Below are 18,422 nucleotides of genomic sequence, written 5' to 3' on the forward strand. Positions count from 1 at the left end.
CGCGCATGAGCCTCGTACGCCGGGCCCTGCCCGAGGACGCGCCGGAAGTGCTGCGCCTGCGCCAGGTGATGCTCGACTCCGTCTCCGGGGGCGGTGACGCCGGGACCTGGCACGCGGAGTCCCTGCCGGCCCTGCGCGCCCGGCTGGCCGACCCGGACGGCACCTTCGCCGCCTTCGTGGTGGACCACCCGGAGCGGCCGGGGGCGCTGGCCGCGCTCGCGGTGGGGACCGCCGAGTACCGGATCGGGCGCGAGTCCAATCCGCGGGGCGTGGTCGGCTTCGTGTTCAGCGTCGCCACCGATCCCGGTACCCGGCGCCGGGGGTACGCCCGTGCGTGCATGGACGGGTTGCTGGGCTGGTTCCGCGAGCGGGGTGCCCGGCAGATCCAGCTCACCGCCTCCGCCGACGCCCGCCCGCTGTACGAGGCGCTGGGGTTCAAGCCCAAGCCCGACCCCTTGATGGAGCTGCGGCTGTGAGGCGCATAGGGTCGCCGGTATGTCGTTGCAGAGCCTGGTGTTGATCGAGAACTGGCCCGTCCCCACCGCCGCCGCGGGGGTTGTGCGGGCCGACGGGACCGTGGTGGGCACGCACGGTCCGGTGGACCACCGCTTTCCGCTGGCCTCGGTGACCAAGCCGCTGGCCGCCTACGCGGCGCTGGTCGCGTACGAGGAGGGGGCCGTCGAGCTGGACGAGCCCGCCGGGCCGCCCGGGGCCACGGTCCGCCATCTGCTGGCGCACACTTCCGGGCTGGCTTTCGACGAGCACCGCACGATGTCCGCGCCCGGCGAGCGGCGGCTGTACTCCAACGCCGGGTTCGAGCAGCTCGGCGACCACGTCGCCAAGGCCACCGACATCCCCTTCGCCGAGTATCTGCGCCAGGCGGTGCTGGAGCCGCTGGGCATGACCTCGACCTCGCTGGAGGGCTCGCCCGCCAAGGACGGCGTCTCCACGGTGGCGGACCTGCTGCGCTTCGCGGCCGAACTCCAGGCACCGCGCCTGCTGGACCCCAGGACGGTCGCGGAGGCGATGACCGTGCAGTACCCGGGTACCAAGGGCGTACTACCGGGATACGGCCACCAGAACCCCAACGACTGGGGCCTCGGCTTCGAGATCCGGGGCGCCAAGTCCCCGCACTGGACCGGGAGTTCCTCCTCCCCGCGCACTTTCGGCCACTTCGGCCAGTCCGGCACCTTCCTGTGGACCGACCCGGACGCCCAGGTCGCCGCCGTCGCCCTGACCGACCGCGCCTTCGGGCCCTGGGCCATCGAGGCGTGGCCGGTGTTCACGGACGCGGTGCTGGCGGAGGTCCGGGGCTGACCCCTAGGGGCCCATCTCCCACACCAGCAGCTCCGCCGCCGTCACCCCCACCGCCGCGAGCCCCTCGGCGCCGGTGATCCGGGCCGAGTCGCCGGGGCCCAGCGTCTCCCCCGCGAGGCCCACCTCGCCGCGCACCACATGGACGTAGAGGTGCGCGGCGTCCGGCACCGCCGTCCGCTCCCCCGCCGCCAGCCGCCGCACATGCAGCATCGCGCCGGCGCCGGGCAGCGCGTACGGCGTGGAGTCGGCGATGCCCGGCACCACCTCGTACGACGGCTCCCCGCCGGGCTTCAGCGGGGCCAGCCACATCTGGACGAAGGTCAGCGGGACCGTGCCGTCGTTGCGCTCGACGTGCCGGACGCCCGCGGCCGCGCTGAGGTGCTGTACGTCACCGGGGCGGACCACGCTCTCGTGGCCGGCCGAGTCCCGGTGGGTCAGCTCGCCCTCGACGACCCAGGTGACGATCTCGGTGTGACTGTGCGGGTGCTCGTCGAACCCGGCGCCGGGCGCGAGCCGTTCCTCGTTGCAGGCGATCACCGCGCCGAAGCGCAGGTTCGCGGGGTCGTAGTGCGGCCCGAAGGACAGGGCGTGCCGGGAGTCGATGCCCGCCTCCGGGTCTCCTCCGTGGTAACGCTCAGCGGCGCGCCGTACCTCCATCACGCCCCCACGGTAGTGCGCGCGGCGCCCGTGCCGCAGGCATGTACCGGCCGGTGCGGAAGAGCGAGACGGACCCGGCGGCACATGCGCGCGTCCCGATAAGGCAGTCTTGTCCACGTGCCCGAACCCGAATCCCACCACAGCGACCCCGCGGTACCCGCCGTCCACCCGCACACCGCGACCCTGCGGCGGCTGGAGAAGTCCTCGGGGAGTCTCGCCGCGCAGGCCATCGCGCGGATGGACGACACCCTGCCGTGGTACCGGGCCATGCCCCCGGAGAACCGGTCCTGGATCGGGCTCGTGGCGCAGGCCGGCATCGCCGCCTTCACCGAGTGGTTCCGGCACCCCGAGGCGCCCCAGGCCATCTCGACCGACGTCTTCGGCACCGCCCCCCGAGAGCTGACCCGCGCGATCACGCTGCGCCAGACCGTGGAGATGGTGCGCACCACCATCGAAGTCATGGAGAGCGCCATCGACGAGGTGGCCGCACCCGGCGACGAGCGCGTGCTCCGCGAGGCGCTGCTGGTCTACGCCCGCGAGATCGCCTTCGCCACCGCCCAGGTCTACGCCCAGGCCGCCGAGGCACGCGGTGCCTGGGACGCCCGGCTGGAGTCGCTGGTGGTGAACGCGGTGCTCAGCGGCGAGGCCGACGAGGGCGCGGTGAGCCGGGCGGCGGCCCTCGGCTGGAACTCGCCGGAGCACGTCTGCGTGGTGCTCGGCACCGCCCCGGACGGCGACAGCGAGCTGACCGTGGAGGCGATCCGGCGGGCCGCCCGGCACGCCAAGCTCCAGGTGCTCACCGGCGTGCTCGGGGACCGCCTGGTGGTGATCGCCGGGGGCAGCTCGGTGCAGCCGCTGAACGTGGCCAAGTCGCTGATCGGGCCGTTCGCGGCGGGCCCGGTGGTGGCGGGGCCGGTCATGCACGACCTCCAGGCCGCGACCCGCTCCGCGCAGGCCGCGGCGGCCGGACTGAAGGCGTGCACCGCCTGGCAGGACGCGCCCCGGCCGGTGCTGGCGGACGATCTGCTTCCGGAGCGCGCGATCGCGGGTGATCCCAGTGCGCGCGAGCAGTTGGTGGAGGAGATCTACAGACCGCTGGAGGAGGCGGGCTCGGCGCTGCTGGAGACCCTGAGTGTCTACCTGGAGCAGGCGAGCAGCCTGGAGGGCGCGGCGCGGATGCTCTTCGTTCACCCGAACACCGTGCGCTACCGGCTCCGACGTGTGACTGACGTCACCGGTTGGTCGCCCTCCGATGTACGATCCGCGTTCACGTTGCGGATCGCCCTGATCCTGGGGCGGCTCACCGATGGGGAGTCCCAGCCCTAGCCTTTTGTCGGGGGCCCACAAAAGCCTTCCGTGTTCTTCGTCCCTGTCCCCACGGGCGGCTTCGGCCGTCTCCAAGAGAGAGTGTGAGAGTGCTCGTACTCGTCGCTCCCGGCCAGGGCGCCCAGACGCCCGGCTTCCTGACCCCCTGGCTCGAACTCCCCGGTGCCGCCGACCGCGTCGCCGCGTGGTCCGACGCCATCGGACTGGACCTCGTCCACTACGGGACGCAAGCCGACGCGGACGCGATCCGCGACACCGCCGTGGCCCAGCCGCTGCTGGTCGCCGCCGGTCTGCTGTCCGCCGCGGCACTGGGTGACATCGCGCCGGGCGCGGTCGCGGGCCACAGCGTCGGCGAGATCACCGCCGCCGCCTTCGCGGGCGTGCTGGACGACGTCGCCGCCCTGAACCTGGTGCGCAAGCGGGGTCTGGCCATGGCCGACGCCGCCGCGATCACCGAGACCGGCATGTCGGCGCTGCTCGGCGGCGACCCCGAGGTCTCCGTCGCGCACCTGGAGAAGCTGGGCCTGACCCCGGCCAACATCAACGGCGCCGGCCAGATCGTCGCGGCGGGCACGCTGGAGCAGTTGGCCGCGCTGGCGGAGGACAAGCCGGAGGGCGTCCGCAAGGTCGTCCCGCTGAAGGTGGCCGGCGCCTTCCACACCCGCCACATGGCGCCCGCCGTCGAGACGCTGGCCAAGGCCGCGGCCGAGCTGGCCCCGGCGGACCCGAAGCTGACCTACGTCTCCAACAAGGACGGCCGTACGGTCGCGTCCGGCGCCGAGGTGCTGGAGCGGCTGGTCGGCCAGGTCGCCAACCCGGTCCGCTGGGACCTGTGCATGGAGACCTTCAAGGAACTGGGCGTCACCGCGCTGATCGAGGTGTGCCCCGGCGGCACGCTGACCGGCCTGGCCAAGCGCGCACTGCCCGGTGTACGGACGCTCGCCCTGAAGACCCCCGAGGATCTCGACGCGGCGCGCGCGCTCATCGCCGAGACCGCGACTCCTGCCGCTGACGCGGCGGGCGCCTGACAAGGAGTCCATGCCAATGGCGAAGATCAAGCCCAGCAAGGGCGCCCCGTACGCGCGCATCCTCGGGGTGGGCGGCTACCGCCCGACCCGGGTGGTGCCCAACGAGGTGATCCTGGAGACGATCGACTCCTCCGACGAGTGGATCAGGTCCCGCTCCGGGATCGAGACCCGGCACTGGGCGGGCCCGGACGAGACGGTCGCCGCGATGTCCATCGAGGCGGCCGGCAAGGCGATCGCCGACGCGGGCATCGCCGCCGACCGGATCGGCGCCGTGGTGGTCTCCACCGTCTCGCACTTCAGCCAGACCCCGGCCGTGGCCACGGAGATCGCGGACAAGCTGGGCACCGACAAGGCCGCCGCGTTCGACATCTCGGCGGGCTGCGCGGGCTTCGGCTACGGCCTGACCCTCGCCAAGGGCATGGTGGTGGAAGGTTCCGCCGAGTACGTGCTCGTCATCGGCGTGGAGCGGCTCAGCGACCTGACCGACCTGGAGGACCGCGCGACGGCCTTCCTGTTCGGTGACGGCGCGGGCGCGGTCGTGGTCGGCCCGTCCCAGGAGCCCGCCATCGGTCCCACGGTGTGGGGCTCGGAGGGCGACAAGGCCGGCACCATCAAGCAGACCGTCCCGTGGGACCGTTTCCACGTGGGGGACGTCACCGAACTCCCCCTGGACAGCGCGGGGAACATCAAGTTCCCGGCGATCACGCAGGAGGGCCAGGCGGTGTTCCGCTGGGCCGTGTTCGAGATGGCGAAGGTCGCCCAGCAGGCGCTGGACGCGGCCGGGATCTCCTCGGACGACCTGGACGTCTTCATCCCGCACCAGGCCAATGTGCGGATCATCGACTCGATGGTGAAGACTCTGAAGCTGCCGGAGCATGTCACGGTCGCCCGTGACATCCGTACCACCGGCAACACCTCGGCCGCGTCGATCCCGCTCGCCATGGAGCGGCTTCTGGCGACCGGCGAGGCCAAGAGCGGCGACACGGCGCTCGTCATCGGATTCGGGGCGGGTCTGGTCTACGCCGCCACGGTCGTTACCCTCCCCTAGGCACTCCGTGCCGGACCACCTGGTCCGATACGGGAAAATTGCCACCTCATTGTCTGAACATCGAAGAAGGAGAGCGCCTGACATGGCCGCCACCCAGGAAGAGATCGTCGCGGGCCTTGCCGAGATCGTGAACGAGATCGCCGGCATCCCCACCGAGGACGTCCAGCTCGACAAGTCCTTCACGGACGACCTCGACGTCGACTCCCTGTCCATGGTCGAGGTCGTCGTCGCCGCCGAGGAGCGCTTCGACGTGAAGATCCCCGACGAGGACGTCAAGAACCTGAAGACCGTCGGTGACGCCACCGACTACATCCTCAAGCACCAGGGCTGAGTCACCCCTCGGTCCTAGCTGCTAGGCCCCGCCACCCGGCGGTGGCGCCGTAGATCCCGCATCTGTTGGAGAAAGAATTCCCGTGAGCCCGACCAATCGCACCGTGGTCGTCACCGGTATCGGCGCAACCACACCGCTGGGTGGCGACGCAGCTTCCACCTGGGAGGCCATGCTGGCCGGCCGGTCCGGCGTCAGCCGCCTCGAGCAGGAGTGGGCGGCCGAGCTGCCGGTCCAGATCGCCGCGCAGATCGCCGTCGAGCCGGGTGAGATCCTCCCCCGGCCGCAGGCCCGCAAGCTGGACCGGTCGGCGCAGTTCGCGCTGATCGCCGCTCAGGAAGCCTGGAAGGACGCCGGTTTCACCGCCAAGGCCGGTGAGGACCAGTCCGTGAACCCCGACCGCCTCGGCGCGGTCATCGCCTCCGGCATCGGCGGCGTGACGACCCTCCTCGACCAGTACGACGTGCTGAAGGAGAAGGGCGTACGCCGGGTCTCCCCGCACACCGTGCCGATGCTGATGCCCAACTCCCCGGCGGCCAACGTCGGGATCGAGCTGGGCGCGCGCGCCGGTGTGCACACCCCCGTCTCGGCCTGCGCCTCCGGCGCCGAGGCCATCGGGTACGCGATCGAGATGATCCGCACCGGGCGTGCGGACGTGGTGGTCGCCGGTGGTACCGAGGCCGCCATCCACCCGCTGCCCATCGTCGCCTTCGGCAACATGATGGCGATGTCCAAGAACAACGACGACCCCGAGGGCGCGTCCCGCCCCTACGACTCGGGCCGTGACGGCTTCGTGCTCGGTGAGGGCGCCGGTGTGATCGTGCTGGAGTCCGAGGAGCACGCCAAGGCGCGCGGTGCCCGGGTCTACGCCGAGGCGATCGGCCAGGGCATCTCGGCCGACGCGCACCACATCACGCAGCCGGAGCCGTCGGGCAACGGCATCGCGCAGGCGCTGCAGAACCTGCTGGACTCGACCGACCTGAAGCCGGCGGAGATCGTGCACGTGAACGCGCACGCGACGTCGACGCCGCAGGGCGACGTGGCCGAGGTCAAGGCGCTGCGGAAGGTCTTCGGCGACGACGTCGACCACATGGCCATCTCCGCGACCAAGTCGATGACGGGTCACCTGCTGGGCGGCGCGGGCGGTATCGAGACCGTCGCGTCCATCCTGGCCCTGGTGAACCGCAAGGCCCCGCCGACGATCAACGTCACCGAGCTGGACCCCGAGGTCAACGCGGACGTCGTCGTGGGCGAGCCGAGGGCTCTGCCCGAGGGCCGCATCGCGGCGCTGAACGACTCGTTCGGCTTCGGCGGCCACAACGTGGTGCTGGCTTTCCGCACCATCTGACCTGAAGCACCGAGAAAGGCCCCCACCGACCGGTGGGGGCCTTTCTCGCGTACAGGCGCGTTACGGCGGTTCACACCACCTGGTGGAGCCAGCGGACCGGGGCGCCCTCGCCCGCGTGGCGGAAGGTTTCGAGTTCGTCGTCCCAGGGCTTGCCAAGGAGCTTGGAGAGTTCGGCCTCCAGGTCGCTCTCGCCCTGGCGGCTGCGCTGGAGGGCGGCGCGCAGGCGGTCCTCGGGGATGAGGATGTCGCCGTGGATGCCGGTGACGGCGTGGAAGATGCCGAGTTCGGGGGTGCAACTGTAGCGCTCGCCCTCGGCGGCGGCGGAGGGCTCGGCGGTGACCTCGAAGCGGAGCAACTGCCAGCCGCGCAGCGCGGAGGCCAGCTTGGAGGCGGTGGCCGCCTCGCCCTGCCAGGAGAATTCCGAGCGCCAGGTGCCGGGGGCGGCGGGCTGCCTGATCCAGTCCAGGCTGACGCGCGTGCCCAGCACCCCGGCGATGGCCCACTCGACATGCGGGCACAGCGCGCGCGGCGCGGAGTGCACGTACAGAACTCCACGTGTCGTCACCGGAACCTCCGGGCTGAGCGGGACATCTTGCGGGCTGGTCGAGCGGCCATGACGCGACGGCCGCGTTGATGGCGAGGCTACCTTGCGGGGATGCAAGGAGTGTGACGTACCGTCGGTCCCGGTGCCAGGAAACCTCTCCCATTCACCCAGGGGGACGCTTGTACGGGGGTGTGCCGTTCCAGCGGGGGCGGACGGGAACCCGCGCACGTTGTGATGAGTGGGCGCACCGGCGGTCGGTGCGCGAAGGAGCGAGGAGACCTGCGGGGATGCGGAAACCAGGCCACCGGGCGCGGGCCGTCCTCGCCGTGCTCGCGGCGGCCGTGCTGGCGAGCGGCTGTGACTCCATCCGGGGCGGCGACGGAGGTACGGGCGTGTCCCGGCCGTCCGCCAGGCCCTCCCCGGTGTGGAACGTCCACCCGGACTCGGTCGCGGCGGTGGGCGACTCCATCACCCGTGGCTTCGACGCCTGCCAGGTGCTCGCGGACTGCCCCGAGGTGTCCTGGGCGACGGGCGCGGACACCGGCGTGGACAGCCTCGCGGTACGGCTGCTGGGGCGGCAGGGCGCGGCCGAGCGGGGCTGGAACTACGCGGTGACCGGCGCCCGGATGGCCGACCTGCCCGGCCAGATGGCCGAGGCGGTGCGGCGCCGCCCGGAGCTGGTGACAGTGATGGTGGGCGCCAACGACGCCTGCCGGTCCTCGGTGTCGGCGATGACCCCGGTGGCGGACTTCCGCGCGGACTTCGAGCGCTCGATGGCGACGCTGCGCAAGAAGCTGCCCAGGACGCAGGTGTACGTGGCGAGTGTGCCGAACCTGTTGCGGCTGTGGTCGGAGGGCCGGGCCGATCCGCTGGGCAAGGAGGTGTGGAAGCTGGGCATCTGCCCCTCCATGCTGCGCGGCGCGGACGACCTGACCGAGGCGGCGACGGTGCGCCGGCAGGAGGTCCAGCACCGGGTGGAGGCGTACAACACGGTGCTGGCCGAGGTGTGCGCGAAGGACGAGCGCTGCCGTTCCGACGGCAACGCGGTCTTCGACTACCGCTTCGGCACCGGGCAGTTGAGCCAGTGGGACTGGTTCCACCCGAGCCGGGACGGTCAGGCCCGGCTCGCGGAGATCGCGTACCGGACGGTCACAGAGCACAGACCGTGACCTAAGGTTTCCCACATGGGCGAACTTTTCGGCACACTTTCCGACGGGACCCCGGTGCACCGCTGGACGCTCGAGCGCGGTGGGGTACGGGTCCGGGTGCTGTCGTACGGCGGGATCGTGCAGTCGGCCGAGGTGCCGGACCGGGAGGGGCACGCGGCGGACGTGGTGCTCGGGTTCCCCTCCGTCGAGGGCTATGTGGACCATCCGGGCCCGTATCTGGGCGCGTTGGTGGGCCGGTACGCCAACCGGATCGCGGGCGGCCGCTTCCCGCTGGACGGGCGGACGTACGCGCTGGCCCGCAACAACGGGCCCAACTCGCTGCACGGCGGCGACCGGGGCTTCGACCGGTACGTGTGGGACGCGGAGCCGGTGGAGCACGGGGTGCGGCTCAGCCGGGTCAGCCCGCACGGCGAGGAGGGCTTTCCGGGGCGTCTTGAGGTCTCGGCGACGTACACGCTTCAGGAGTCGGGTGCGCTGCGGATCGCCTACGAGGCGGTGACGGACGCGCCGACGGTCGTGAACCTCACCAACCACTCGTACTTCAACCTCGGCGGCTCGGGGCACGCGGGCGGTCATGAGCTGCGGCTGGCCGCCTCGCGGTACACGCCGGTGGACGAGGGGCTGATCCCGGTGGGCGAGCCGGTGGACGTGACGGACTCGCGCTTCGACTTCCGCGTCTCCCGCAAGGTCGGCTCGGGGTACGACCACAACTACGTGCTGGACAAGGGCGTCACGGCGGAGGCCGAGGAGGTGGCCGAGCTGTACGACCCGGCGTCGGGGCGGGTGCTGACGGTGGCGACGACCGAGCCGGGCATCCAGCTCTACACCGCCGACCATCTGGGCGCCCCGTTCGCGCCGGGCGACGGAATCGCGCTGGAGACCCAGCACTTCCCGGACTCCCCCAACCGCCCGGACTTCCCCACCACCCGGCTGGAGCCGGGCGAGGTGTACCGCTCCGCGACGGTGTACGGCTTCGGGACGCGCTGAGCCGCCCCGGACAGTATTCAGCCCCGGTCCGGGTGTCAGGTTCCGGGACCGGGGCTGATGTCGACGGTAATCCGCCGCGGGTGGCCGGGGGCGCCGGATCGGGGGTGCGGGCGGGTTCTCCTACGAACCCTTCACGCCCGTGTCACGACTTCGCCTTCTGGGCCGCCGGGCCGGGCTCAGGCGGTGACCGGCCGGTCGCTCTCCGGCTGCTCCTCGGCGAGGGGTTCACCGAGGAGGTCGCGGGTCAGCAGGGTGGCGCCCGCGACCGCGCCGGGCATCAGGAACACCGCGACCACGGGGACCAGGAAGGCGAGGCCCAGCGGGACGCCGAAGCCCCAGGCCAGCATCTTGCGAGAGCGCAGCAGGGCGAGGCGGGCGCGCAGGTCGACGTCCCGGCGCTGGAGGGCGACGGAGGTGAGTTCCTCGGTGAGGAAGAACCCGGTGACGAAGAAGCCGAGGACGGGGACGACGGTCTGGCCGACCACGGGCAGGAAGCCGAGCGCGAAGAGCAGGATGCCCCACACGCAGGCCCGTACCAGGATGCGCAGGCTGTCGCGGGCGGAGATCCACAGGTCGCGCCACATCGGCCGGTCGGAGCTGGGCGCGGTGCCGTCGGGCGAGACGTCGGCGTCGGTGCGCTCGGAGAGGCTCTCGTAGAAGGGCTGGCCTATGAGCAGGGTGGCCGCGGTGAAGGTGAGGACGGCCAGCAGCAGGGCGAGCGCGAACAGGACGACGGTGAGGAAGCCCCGGAAGACGCCCTGCCAGGGGCTGGACCAGTCGTCGGCGAACGGGGTCGCCCAGGTGACGGCGTCGGAGCCCCACACGCCGAGCGCGACCAGCACCGCCACGTAGAGGACGAGGGTGATCAGGCCGGGCAGCAGGCCGAAGCCGTACTGCCGGCCGTGCTGGGCCACCCACCGCTGGCCGTTGAGGAGATGACGGAACCCCACCCCGAGATCGCGCATGGCGGGGACTTTACCCGCAGCCGCCGGTTTCAGGCTGCGCGGGTTTCAGGCGTCGCGGGTTTCAGGCGCCGAGCATCCGGCGGAGCAGGTCGCGCAGGGAGGAGCGTTCGGCGGTGGAGAGGCCGGCGAGGGGTTCGCGGGCGAAGTGCAGGCCCTCGCGGAGGTCGCGGGCGACCCGCACGCCCTCCTCGGTGGCCGCGGCGAGCTTGACCCGGCGGTCGGCGCTGTCGGGGCGGCGCTCGACCAGGCCGCGCGACTCCAGCCGGTCCACGATCCCGGTCACATTGGACGGCTCGCACTTCAGCCGCTGGGCGAGCTTGCGCATGGGCAGCGGCTCCAGGGCGAGGAGGCTGAGCAGGCGGGCCTGCGGTCCGGTGAGCGCGTGGCCGGCCGCGGCCTCCTCGTAGTCCGCGTGGAAGCGGGCCACGACGTCGCCGATCAGCTCGACGACCTCCATGGTCAGGGGGTCGGCGGCGCGGTGACGCGCGGGGGGACGCGGCGGCTGGGTGGACATGCGGTCCAGGATACCGGGTTACTTGACATCATGAAATATTCAGGCGCATGGTTGTTTCAGGTACTGAAGTAGTTTGAGGAAGAAGGTCGCCTTAAATGTCCGACTCCCCCGCCCTTCCCGCCGTGAGCCGTGAGTGGCAGTTGCTCGAGCGTCCCGTGGGCTGGCCGAAGCCCGAGGACTTCGCGCTGGTCGAGGTGCCGATGCCGGAGCCCGGCGAGGGCCAGGTGCTGGTACGGAACGAATACCTCTCAGTGGACCCGTACATGCGGGGCCGGATGAGTGCCGCGAAGTCCTACGCCGCCCCGTACGAGCTGGGTGAGCCGATGCAGGGCGGCGCGGTGGGCGTGGTCGTCGCCTCCGACGTCGACGGCATCGAGGCCGGCGACCATCTGCTGCACTTCCTGGGCTGGCGCGAGTACGCGGCGGTGGACGCCGGGCAGGCCGTCAAGGTCGACCCGGACGCCGCGCCGCTCTCCACCTACCTCGGGGTGCTCGGCATGACCGGCCTGACCGCGTACGCCGGTCTGCTGCGCACCGCCGGGTTCAAGGAGGGCGACATCGTCTTCGTCTCCGGCGCGGCCGGCGCGGTGGGCAGCCAGGTCGGCCAGCTCGCCAAGCTCAAGGGCGCCTCGCGGGTCATCGGCTCGGCCGGGTCCGACGAGAAGGTGCGGCTGCTGGTCGACGAGTACGGGTTCGACGCCGCGTTCAACTACAAGGACGGCCCGGTGGGCGAGCAGCTCCGCGAGGCCGCGCCGGACGGCATCGACGTGTACTTCGACAACGTCGGCGGCGACCACCTCCAGGCCGCCATCGCCGAGCTGAACCTGCACGGCCGGATCGCCATCTGCGGCGCGATCTCGGTCTACAACAACACCGAGCCCGCCCCCGGCCCGAACAACCTCGCCCGGCTGATCCAGACCCGCGGCCGGATCGAGGGCTTCCTGGTCGGCGACCACTACGACCTCCAGCCGGAGTTCGTCCGCGAGATCGCGCCCCTGGTCGCGTCGGGCAAGCTGAAGTACCGCGAGACGGTCGTGGACGGCATCCAGAACATGGTGGAGGCGTTCCTCGGGGTGCTGCGCGGGGACAACACCGGCAAGATGATCGTCAAGCTCTGACCGGTGAGGTCGTCGGACCTCGCGGAGGCCGCACCCTGGACGTGGGGTGCGGCCTCCGCCGTGTCTCAGCCCTTCAGTGCCGCCTCGTGGACGGCGGCGGCCAGCCGGTCGTTCTCCGGGGCCGCGCCGCCGGGGTAGGCGAAGCGGCGGCGGGTGTAGCCGTAGGCGAGCCCGGCGCGCGGGTCGGCGAACGCCTGCGCGCCGGACGCGCCACAGTGGCCGACCGTGCCGGCGCCGAGGAAGGAATGCCAGGTCTCGGCCGTGCACTCGAAGCCCAGGCCGAACACCGCGTGCGAGCGGCACACCAGGTCGTGTCCTGCCGAGTGCGGCTGGCCGAACTCGGCGAGGGTGTCGCTCTTGAGCAGCGGCGCCTTCTCGTCCACCTCGCTGATCATCGCCGCGTACATCCCGGCCAGGCCGCGCGCCGAGGCGACGCCGCCCACGGAGGCGGGGCCGCTCGCGCGCACGGCGCGGTCGTTGGGCAGCGACTCCAGGTCGGTGGGGGTGGGGGCGTGCTGGTTCCGGGCGATGGACGGCAGGGTGTGCGGGCCGGTGCGGCGCAGTTCGGCCTCCGCCTGCTGGGCGGGGGTCGGCAGCATCGGCTGGGTGGCGCGGAAGCGGGGCTCGCGGGAGGCGGGCAGGCCGAGGTGGAAGTCCAGCCCGTAGGGGGCGCGGACGCGCTCCTCGTACAGCTCCTGGACGGTGTGGCCGGTGGCCCGGCGGACCACCTCGCCGGTGAGGGCGCCCATGGTCAGCGCGTGGTAGCCGAAGGCGTTGCCGGGGCGCCAGAAGGGGCGCTGGTCGGCGAGGCGTTCGGCGAGCGCGCGGTCGTCGGCCAGCTCGGCCGGGCTGAAGCCGGTGTCGGTGCCGACGAGTCCGGCGCGGTGGGCGAGGAGGTCGCGCAGGGTGAGGGTGCTCTTGCCCTCGACGCCGAACTCGGGCCAGTAGTAGGTGACCTTGCGGTCCAGTTCGAGGGTGCCGTCCTGTACGAGGAGGGCCGCGACCAGGTGGGCGGCGCCCTTGGTGCAGGAGAAGACGCCGTACAGCGAGCCGGCGTCGACGCCGTCGCCCGCCCACAGGTCGACGACCCGGCGGCCGTCCACGTAGGCGCACAACTGGCCCTCATAGTCCGGCTGTTCACCGGCGACGAAGGCGGCGAACTCCTCCCGCACCGCCTCGTACCCCTCGGCGACGGTGCCCTGGACGGTGCTGTCCTGTGTCATCCGGTTCTCCTCAACTGAGCCGCTGCTCGCTGCTCCTCCTCGCACGGCGCCGGGTCCGGCCGGCGCATTCCGAGGTCGTGTACGGCGAGATGTACCTGTTCGACTCAACCGCCGCAGGGCCCGGTTGGTGTCACCGTTGCCCCGGATGGCGTACTGCACGGGGTTCGTATGACCGGTGGGGGGAGGCGGGCGGGCGGCCGGGTCGTCGGGGTCGCCTACCCGTGGGCCGGCCGCTCACCACATGTCGGGGCACGTGTCCCCTAGCTGCACCACCACAGGAAGCGGTCGCAGGTCTTGGTGGGGGTGGGCTCCGGGGCGGGCTTGGTCGTGGTGGGGGCCGCCGTGGGGGTGGGGGTGGGCTTCTGCGGGGCCGGGTCGGCCGGGGCGGGGGCCTCGGAGTGCTGGGGGGTGGTGGCAGGGCTGTCGGTGGTGGGGTTCACCGTCGGGGACTCGGATGCCTTCTTCGTGGGGGACGCGGAAGGGGAGGCGGAGGGGGAGTCCGATGCGGAGGCGGAGGTGCTGGGGGTGGTGGACGTGCCTGCCGTGGTGTCGGTGAGGGGGGCGCCCGACTGGGCCGGGGAGACCGAGGCGGAGCCGCCGTCCGGGGAGGCGTCGCTGGAGGCCGGGCGGTCGAAGGAGAAGGGGGCGTCGGCGCCGAGTTCGGCGAGGCTCAGGGCTGCTGCCGCGAGGACGAAGCCGGTGGCGATGAGGAGGGTGCGGCGTCTGCGGCGGCGGTGGGCGGCAGCTTTGCGGTCGCGGCGGCTGCCGTCGGGGGCGGGGTCGTCGGAGTCCGGGTCGCCGTAGGGGTCGTCGGCGTCTGGGGAGTCCGTGGGGTCCGTGGAGGCGGCGGAGGCCGTGGGGGGCTCGTAGGTGCCGCGCCGGTCGGCCTGGCGGGGGACCTTCGGGGGTTCGGGGGCGGCCGGGGGGCCGGGGGTCGGGGCGCCTCCCCCGGAGGGGGCGGCGGGGGCGTCCTGCCCGTAAGGGGAGGCGGCCGGGGCAGCCTGCCCGTAAGGGGCGGCGGAGGCATCTTCCCCGTAGGAGGCGGCCTGGCCGTCCTGCCCGTAGGGGGTGGCGGGGCCGTCCTGCCCGTAGGGGGCGGCCGGGCCGTCCTGCCCGTAGGGGGTGGCGGGGGTGCCTTCCCCATAGGGGGCGGCCGGAGCAGCCAGCCCGTAGGGGGCGGCCTGGCCGTCCTGCCCGTAGGGGATGGCGGGGGCCCCTTCCCCGTAAGGGACCGCCGGGGCGCCTTCCCCGTAGGGGGCGGCCGGGGTCGCCTGGGGGCTCCGCCCGTACGGGTCCGCCGAACCGCCGGAGGCACTCGCCGGCCCGACGGCGGTCAGGGCGGGCGCGCCGCAGCCGGGGCAGGCGAGGGCGCCGTTGAGGTGCCGTCGGCACGGGTGGCAGTAGTCCATGACGCGGGAAGACTAGATTCCACTCGGGTCCCGTTCCTAGGTGCCGCTGTGAAGGTTTGGTGCGGGAGAGACGCCTGCGTACACGCCTTTGCCGGAACCGTTACGTGTTCGACCCATTGACACCCCCCGCGCGCCCTCCCTACTGTCACGCCAGCATTTCGAACGCATGACGAAATTTCGAACACCGAGGGGTGGACGGGCGTGCGTATCACCGGAATCAGCACCCATGTGGTCGGCACACCGTGGCGGAATCTGACCTATGTGCAGGTCCACACGGACGAAGGGCTCACCGGTGTCGGGGAGACCCGCATGCTGGGCCACACCGACGCCCTGCTCGGCTACTTGCGGGAGGCCGAGGCCAACCACATCGCGGGCTCGGACCCGTTCGCCGTGGAGGACCTGGTCCGCCGGATGAAGTACGGCGACTTCGGCCGGGCCGGCGAGATCGTGATGTCCGGCATCGCGGTGGTCGAGATGGCCTGCTGGGACATCAGGGGCAAGGCGCTCGGCGTACCGGTGTGGCAGTTGCTCGGCGGAAAGGTCACCGACCGCGTCAAGGCGTACGCCAACGGCTGGTACACCACCGAGCGCACCCCGGAGGCGTACCACGAGGCGGCCCGCGCGGTCGTGGCGCGGGGCTACCGGGCCCTGAAGATCGACCCGTTCGGCACCGGCCACTTCGAGCTGGACCACGAGCGCACCCGGTACGCCGTCTCCCTGATCGAGGCCGTACGGGACGCGATCGGCCCGGACACCGAGCTGATGCTGGAGATGCACGGCCGCTTCTCCCCCGCCACCGCGATCCGCCTCGCCCGCGAACTGGCGCCCTTCGACCCGGCCTGGCTGGAGGAGCCGGTACCGCCGGAGAACCTGAAGGCGCTGCAGAAGGTGGCCGCCAAGGTGGACATACCCGTCGCCACCGGGGAGCGGATGCACGACCGGATCGAGTTCCGGGAGCTGTTCGAGAGCCAGGCGGCGGACATCCTCCAGCCCGACGTCGGCCACATCGGCGGCATCTGGGAGACCCGCAAGCTGGCCGCGACCGCCGAGACCCACTACCTGCTGCTCGCCCCGCACAACGTGGGCGGCCCGGTGCTCACCGCCGCGTCGCTCCAAGTCGGCTTCAGCACACCGAACTTCAAGGTCCTGGAGCACTTCAACGACTTCGCGGACGCCGAGATCAAGACGGTGGTGAAGGGCGCCCCCGAGGTGGTCGACGGCTACTTCCACCTCTCCGACGCCCCCGGCCTCGGCGTCGAGCTGGACACCGACGCGGCGGCCGAATTCCCGCAGCAGCAGGCCCGGTTCGACCTGTGGGCCGAGGGCTGGGAGCGGCGCCGGCCGAAGGTGACGAAGTGAGCGTCCAGGTGGTGGTGGAGGCGCCGGGCACGCACCGGCTGGAGCCGCACACGCCTCGTACGCCCGGCCCCGGCGAGGCGCTGGTCGCCGTGCACGCGGTGGGCATCTGCGGCAGCGACCGCGAGCTGTACCGGGGCAACCGCCCCGCGCCGTACGTGCGTTACCCCGTGGTGCCCGGCCACGAGTGGTCCGGCACGGTACGCGAGGTGGGCACCGGGGTGCCGGAACACCTGGTCGGCCGCAAAGTGGTCGGCGAGGGCTTCCGCAACTGCCAAGTGTGCGCCCGCTGTCACGCGGGCGAGACCACGCTCTGCGAGGCGGGGTACGAGGAGACCGGCTTCACCCACCCCGGAGCGACGGCCCCCACCCTCACCCTCCCCGCCCGGCTGCTGCACCCCCTGCCCGACGACGCCGACCTCACCGCGGCCGCCCTGCTGGAGCCCGCCGCCTGTGTCGCGGCCGCCGCCCTGCTCGCCGACGTCCGGCCCGGTGAGCGGGTGGCGGTGGTCGGCACGGGGACGCTCGGGATGCTCGCGGCGCGCTTCCTCGCGGCGGTCTCCCCCGCCGAACTGCTGGCGGTGGGCCTGGACCGCGAACGCGAGGCCCTGGCAAAGGAGTTCGGCGCCACCGGCTTCGCCGTGAGCGGCCCCGAGCTGCCCGGCGGCTATGACGTGGTGATCGAGGCCGCGGGTTCCGCCGAGGCGGCGGTCACGGCCGCCGCACTGCTCCGGCGCGGCGGGCGCCTGGTCCTGACCGGCATCCCGGCGCCGGGCGCGGCGGGCCTGGACCCGGCCGACCTCGTCCTGCGGCGGCTGGAGGTACGGACCGTCTTCGGGGCACCCCCGGCCGCCTGGGCGCACGCGGTCCGGCTGTTCGGCGCCGGGCGGCTGGACCCCCTGCCCCTGGTGTCGCACCGGCTGCCGCTGACCGAGTTCGCGCGGGCGGTCGAGACCAACGGGCCCGGAAAGGTGCTGTTGCTGCCCTGACCTGGGCGTACGCGTCCCCTAGGGGCTCGTACGCCCGAAGATCCGAACCCTGTCCGGCATACCGAACACGAAAGGCAGCCCGTGACCGACCTTTCCGCCCCGGCAGTCCGCAGGCCCGGTGAGCAGGCGCTCGCCGCTCTGGGGCTGGCCGCGCCCGCGCCCGACCCCGCCGACGCCTCCCCGTACCGCTTCCCGGGCGGCGGGAGCTGGCGTACCGAGATCCCGTCGTGCGAGGGGCCCGAGGCGCTGGCCGTCGTGCTGGCCGAGGCGGCGCGGCTGGAGGTGCCGGTGCACCGGGTCAGCCAGGGCAGCGGCGTCTGGATGCTCACGGACGCCGAGATCACCGAAATGGCCGGGGCGACCCGCGAACGCGGCATCGAGCTGTGCCTGTTCACCGGGCCACGCGGCACCTGGGACACCGGTGGCGCGGTGCGCTCCGACTCGCGCGGCGGCGGCCCGCGCGCCCGGGGTCACGACGCGGTCGCCGGCTGCGTGGAGGACGCGGTGCGCGCGACCGAACTGGGCGTGCGCTGCCTGCTGGTGGCCGACGAGGGCGTGCTGTGGGCGCTGCACCGGGCGCGGGAGTCGGGGATGCTCCCGGCGGACACCACGCTGAAGGTCTCCGCACTGATCGGCCCGGTCAACCCGGTCTCCTACGCGGTGTTCGAGCGGCTGGGCGCCGACTCGATCAACGTGCCCAGTGATCTCACCCTCGCCCATCTCACCGAGATCCGCCGGGTGTCCGGCGCCCCCATGGACATGTACATCGAGGCGCCGGACGACCTCGGCGGCCAGGTACGGATGTACGAGGTGGCCGAGCTGATCCGGCGCGGCGCCCCGCTGTACCTGAAGTTCGGCCTGTCGAAGGCGCCCGGCATCTACCCCTGGGGCGCCCACCTCCGGAGCGTCGCCCTGGACACCGCGCGGGAACGGGTGCGGCGCGGCCGGCTGGTGCTCGACCTGCTCGCCCGGCACGGCGCCGACGGCGGCATGGCCCCGCTCGGCACCCGCCTCCCCGGCCCGCTGCACCGCTTCCCTACGACCGCGTGACCCGTACGACCCCGCACCACCGCACGGCCCGACCCGCTCAACGCCG

At 72.7% G+C, this 18,422-nt stretch carries 19 protein-coding genes; 13 read left to right on the forward strand and 6 right to left on the reverse strand.

What is annotated here, in order from left to right:
* Positions 1-5 precede the first annotated feature (5 nt).
* Both E5083_RS12820 and E5083_RS12825 read left to right on the forward strand, forming a co-directional pair.
* The gene (locus E5083_RS12820) at positions 6-476 is read left to right on the forward strand and encodes a GNAT family N-acetyltransferase (RefSeq protein ID WP_135785767.1); all 471 of its coding nucleotides are present in this window, start codon (positions 6-8) and stop codon (positions 474-476) included.
* A gap of 19 nt (positions 477-495) precedes the next feature.
* Positions 496-1,317, forward strand: a complete 822-nt coding sequence (locus tag E5083_RS12825; protein WP_135785768.1) for a serine hydrolase domain-containing protein — start codon at positions 496-498, stop codon at positions 1,315-1,317.
* 3 nt (positions 1,318-1,320) lie between these two features.
* On the opposite strand, the gene E5083_RS12830 is transcribed toward E5083_RS12825, so the two are convergent.
* Positions 1,321-1,974, reverse strand: a complete 654-nt coding sequence (locus E5083_RS12830) for a pirin family protein (protein WP_135785994.1) — start codon at positions 1,972-1,974, stop codon at positions 1,321-1,323.
* Between the two features lie 117 nt (positions 1,975-2,091).
* On the opposite strand from E5083_RS12830, the gene E5083_RS12835 reads away from it, so the two are divergent.
* The 5 genes from E5083_RS12835 (at position 2,092) to fabF (ending at position 7,052) form a co-directional block, all read left to right on the forward strand.
* On the forward strand, positions 2,092-3,300 hold the full coding sequence (locus E5083_RS12835; protein WP_135785769.1) for a PucR family transcriptional regulator: 1,209 nt from the start codon (positions 2,092-2,094) through the stop codon (positions 3,298-3,300).
* An 89-nt stretch (positions 3,301-3,389) separates the two neighbouring features.
* Positions 3,390-4,328: an ACP S-malonyltransferase gene (locus E5083_RS12840; protein ID WP_135785770.1), complete on the forward strand. Its 939-nt coding sequence runs from the start codon at positions 3,390-3,392 to the stop codon at positions 4,326-4,328.
* Between the two features lie 16 nt (positions 4,329-4,344).
* Entirely contained in the window at positions 4,345-5,376 is a 1,032-nt protein-coding gene (locus E5083_RS12845) for a ketoacyl-ACP synthase III (protein WP_135785771.1), read from the forward strand.
* Between the two features lie 82 nt (positions 5,377-5,458).
* The gene (locus tag E5083_RS12850) at positions 5,459-5,707 is read left to right on the forward strand and encodes an acyl carrier protein (RefSeq protein ID WP_135785772.1); all 249 of its coding nucleotides are present in this window, start codon (positions 5,459-5,461) and stop codon (positions 5,705-5,707) included.
* Positions 5,708-5,789: 82 nt separating this feature from the next.
* A complete protein-coding gene (fabF, locus tag E5083_RS12855) occupies positions 5,790-7,052 on the forward strand; it encodes a beta-ketoacyl-ACP synthase II (protein ID WP_135785773.1) in 1,263 nt (420 codons plus the stop codon).
* 70 nt (positions 7,053-7,122) lie between these two features.
* On the opposite strand, the gene E5083_RS12860 is transcribed toward fabF, so the two are convergent.
* Positions 7,123-7,617, reverse strand: coding sequence for a DUF3145 domain-containing protein (locus E5083_RS12860; protein ID WP_031179712.1), 495 nt, complete (start codon positions 7,615-7,617; stop codon positions 7,123-7,125).
* A 266-nt stretch (positions 7,618-7,883) separates the two neighbouring features.
* Between E5083_RS12860 and E5083_RS12865 the strand changes: the two genes are divergently transcribed.
* Positions 7,884-8,765 carry an SGNH/GDSL hydrolase family protein gene (locus E5083_RS12865; protein ID WP_135785774.1) on the forward strand — a complete coding sequence of 294 codons (882 nt, stop codon included), beginning with the start codon at positions 7,884-7,886 and terminating at the stop codon, positions 8,763-8,765.
* Between the two features lie 15 nt (positions 8,766-8,780).
* Entirely contained in the window at positions 8,781-9,752 is a 972-nt protein-coding gene (locus tag E5083_RS12870; RefSeq protein WP_135785775.1) for an aldose epimerase family protein, read from the forward strand.
* A gap of 176 nt (positions 9,753-9,928) precedes the next feature.
* Here E5083_RS12870 and E5083_RS12875 read toward each other — a convergent pair whose 3' ends face one another.
* The gene (locus E5083_RS12875) at positions 9,929-10,717 is read right to left on the reverse strand and encodes an EI24 domain-containing protein (RefSeq protein ID WP_135785776.1); all 789 of its coding nucleotides are present in this window, start codon (positions 10,715-10,717) and stop codon (positions 9,929-9,931) included.
* 61 nt (positions 10,718-10,778) lie between these two features.
* Positions 10,779-11,231 carry a MarR family winged helix-turn-helix transcriptional regulator gene (locus E5083_RS12880; protein WP_135785777.1) on the reverse strand — a complete coding sequence of 151 codons (453 nt, stop codon included), beginning with the start codon at positions 11,229-11,231 and terminating at the stop codon, positions 10,779-10,781.
* Between the two features lie 95 nt (positions 11,232-11,326).
* On the opposite strand from E5083_RS12880, the gene E5083_RS12885 reads away from it, so the two are divergent.
* Positions 11,327-12,349, forward strand: coding sequence for an NADP-dependent oxidoreductase (locus E5083_RS12885; RefSeq protein ID WP_135785778.1), 1,023 nt, complete (start codon positions 11,327-11,329; stop codon positions 12,347-12,349).
* 65 nt (positions 12,350-12,414) lie between these two features.
* Here the strand turns inward: E5083_RS12885 and E5083_RS12890 are convergent, their stop codons facing one another.
* Together E5083_RS12890 and E5083_RS12895 are read right to left on the reverse strand one after the other, a co-directional pair.
* On the reverse strand, positions 12,415-13,572 hold the full coding sequence (locus E5083_RS12890; protein ID WP_135785779.1) for a serine hydrolase domain-containing protein: 1,158 nt from the start codon (positions 13,570-13,572) through the stop codon (positions 12,415-12,417).
* A gap of 260 nt (positions 13,573-13,832) precedes the next feature.
* A complete protein-coding gene (locus tag E5083_RS12895; RefSeq protein ID WP_135785780.1) occupies positions 13,833-14,981 on the reverse strand; it encodes an SCO2400 family protein in 1,149 nt (382 codons plus the stop codon).
* A gap of 201 nt (positions 14,982-15,182) precedes the next feature.
* On the opposite strand from E5083_RS12895, the gene E5083_RS12900 reads away from it, so the two are divergent.
* The 3 genes from E5083_RS12900 to E5083_RS12910 all read left to right on the forward strand — a co-directional run bounded on the left by E5083_RS12900 (position 15,183) and on the right by E5083_RS12910 (position 18,376).
* Positions 15,183-16,340: a mandelate racemase/muconate lactonizing enzyme family protein gene (locus E5083_RS12900; protein WP_135785781.1), complete on the forward strand. Its 1,158-nt coding sequence runs from the start codon at positions 15,183-15,185 to the stop codon at positions 16,338-16,340.
* Complete coding sequence (locus E5083_RS12905; protein ID WP_135785782.1) at positions 16,337-17,326, forward strand: zinc-dependent alcohol dehydrogenase; 990 nt, start codon at positions 16,337-16,339, stop codon at positions 17,324-17,326. The genes E5083_RS12900 and E5083_RS12905 overlap by 4 nt, the downstream gene beginning before the upstream one ends.
* An 81-nt stretch (positions 17,327-17,407) precedes the next feature.
* Positions 17,408-18,376: a hypothetical protein gene (locus E5083_RS12910; protein WP_135785783.1), complete on the forward strand. Its 969-nt coding sequence runs from the start codon at positions 17,408-17,410 to the stop codon at positions 18,374-18,376.
* The last annotated feature ends 46 nt before the right edge of the window (positions 18,377-18,422 follow it).

Source organism: Streptomyces bauhiniae, assembly GCF_004784475.1.
GTDB classification, from domain to species: domain Bacteria; phylum Actinomycetota; class Actinomycetes; order Streptomycetales; family Streptomycetaceae; genus Streptomyces; species Streptomyces seoulensis.

Bases quoted from the DNA above. Each gene is read 5' to 3' on its own strand.
- E5083_RS12865 (WP_135785774.1), top strand. From the start codon at position 7,884: ATGCGGAAACCAGGCCACCGGGCGCGGGCCGTCCTCGCCGTGCTCGCG.
- E5083_RS12870 (WP_135785775.1), top strand. From the start codon at position 8,781: ATGGGCGAACTTTTCGGCACACTTTCCGACGGGACCCCGGTGCACCGC.
- E5083_RS12825 (WP_135785768.1), top strand. From the start codon at position 496: ATGTCGTTGCAGAGCCTGGTGTTGATCGAGAACTGGCCCGTCCCCACC.
- E5083_RS12885 (WP_135785778.1), top strand. From the start codon at position 11,327: ATGTCCGACTCCCCCGCCCTTCCCGCCGTGAGCCGTGAGTGGCAGTTG.
- E5083_RS12845 (WP_135785771.1), top strand. From the start codon at position 4,345: ATGGCGAAGATCAAGCCCAGCAAGGGCGCCCCGTACGCGCGCATCCTC.
- E5083_RS12820 (WP_135785767.1), top strand. From the start codon at position 6: ATGAGCCTCGTACGCCGGGCCCTGCCCGAGGACGCGCCGGAAGTGCTG.
- E5083_RS12850 (WP_135785772.1), top strand. From the start codon at position 5,459: ATGGCCGCCACCCAGGAAGAGATCGTCGCGGGCCTTGCCGAGATCGTG.
- E5083_RS12880 (WP_135785777.1), bottom strand. From the start codon at position 11,231: ATGTCCACCCAGCCGCCGCGTCCCCCCGCGCGTCACCGCGCCGCCGAC.
- E5083_RS12830 (WP_135785994.1), bottom strand. From the start codon at position 1,974: ATGGAGGTACGGCGCGCCGCTGAGCGTTACCACGGAGGAGACCCGGAG.
- E5083_RS12890 (WP_135785779.1), bottom strand. From the start codon at position 13,572: ATGACACAGGACAGCACCGTCCAGGGCACCGTCGCCGAGGGGTACGAG.
- E5083_RS12875 (WP_135785776.1), bottom strand. From the start codon at position 10,717: ATGCGCGATCTCGGGGTGGGGTTCCGTCATCTCCTCAACGGCCAGCGG.
- E5083_RS12895 (WP_135785780.1), bottom strand. From the start codon at position 14,981: ATGGACTACTGCCACCCGTGCCGACGGCACCTCAACGGCGCCCTCGCC.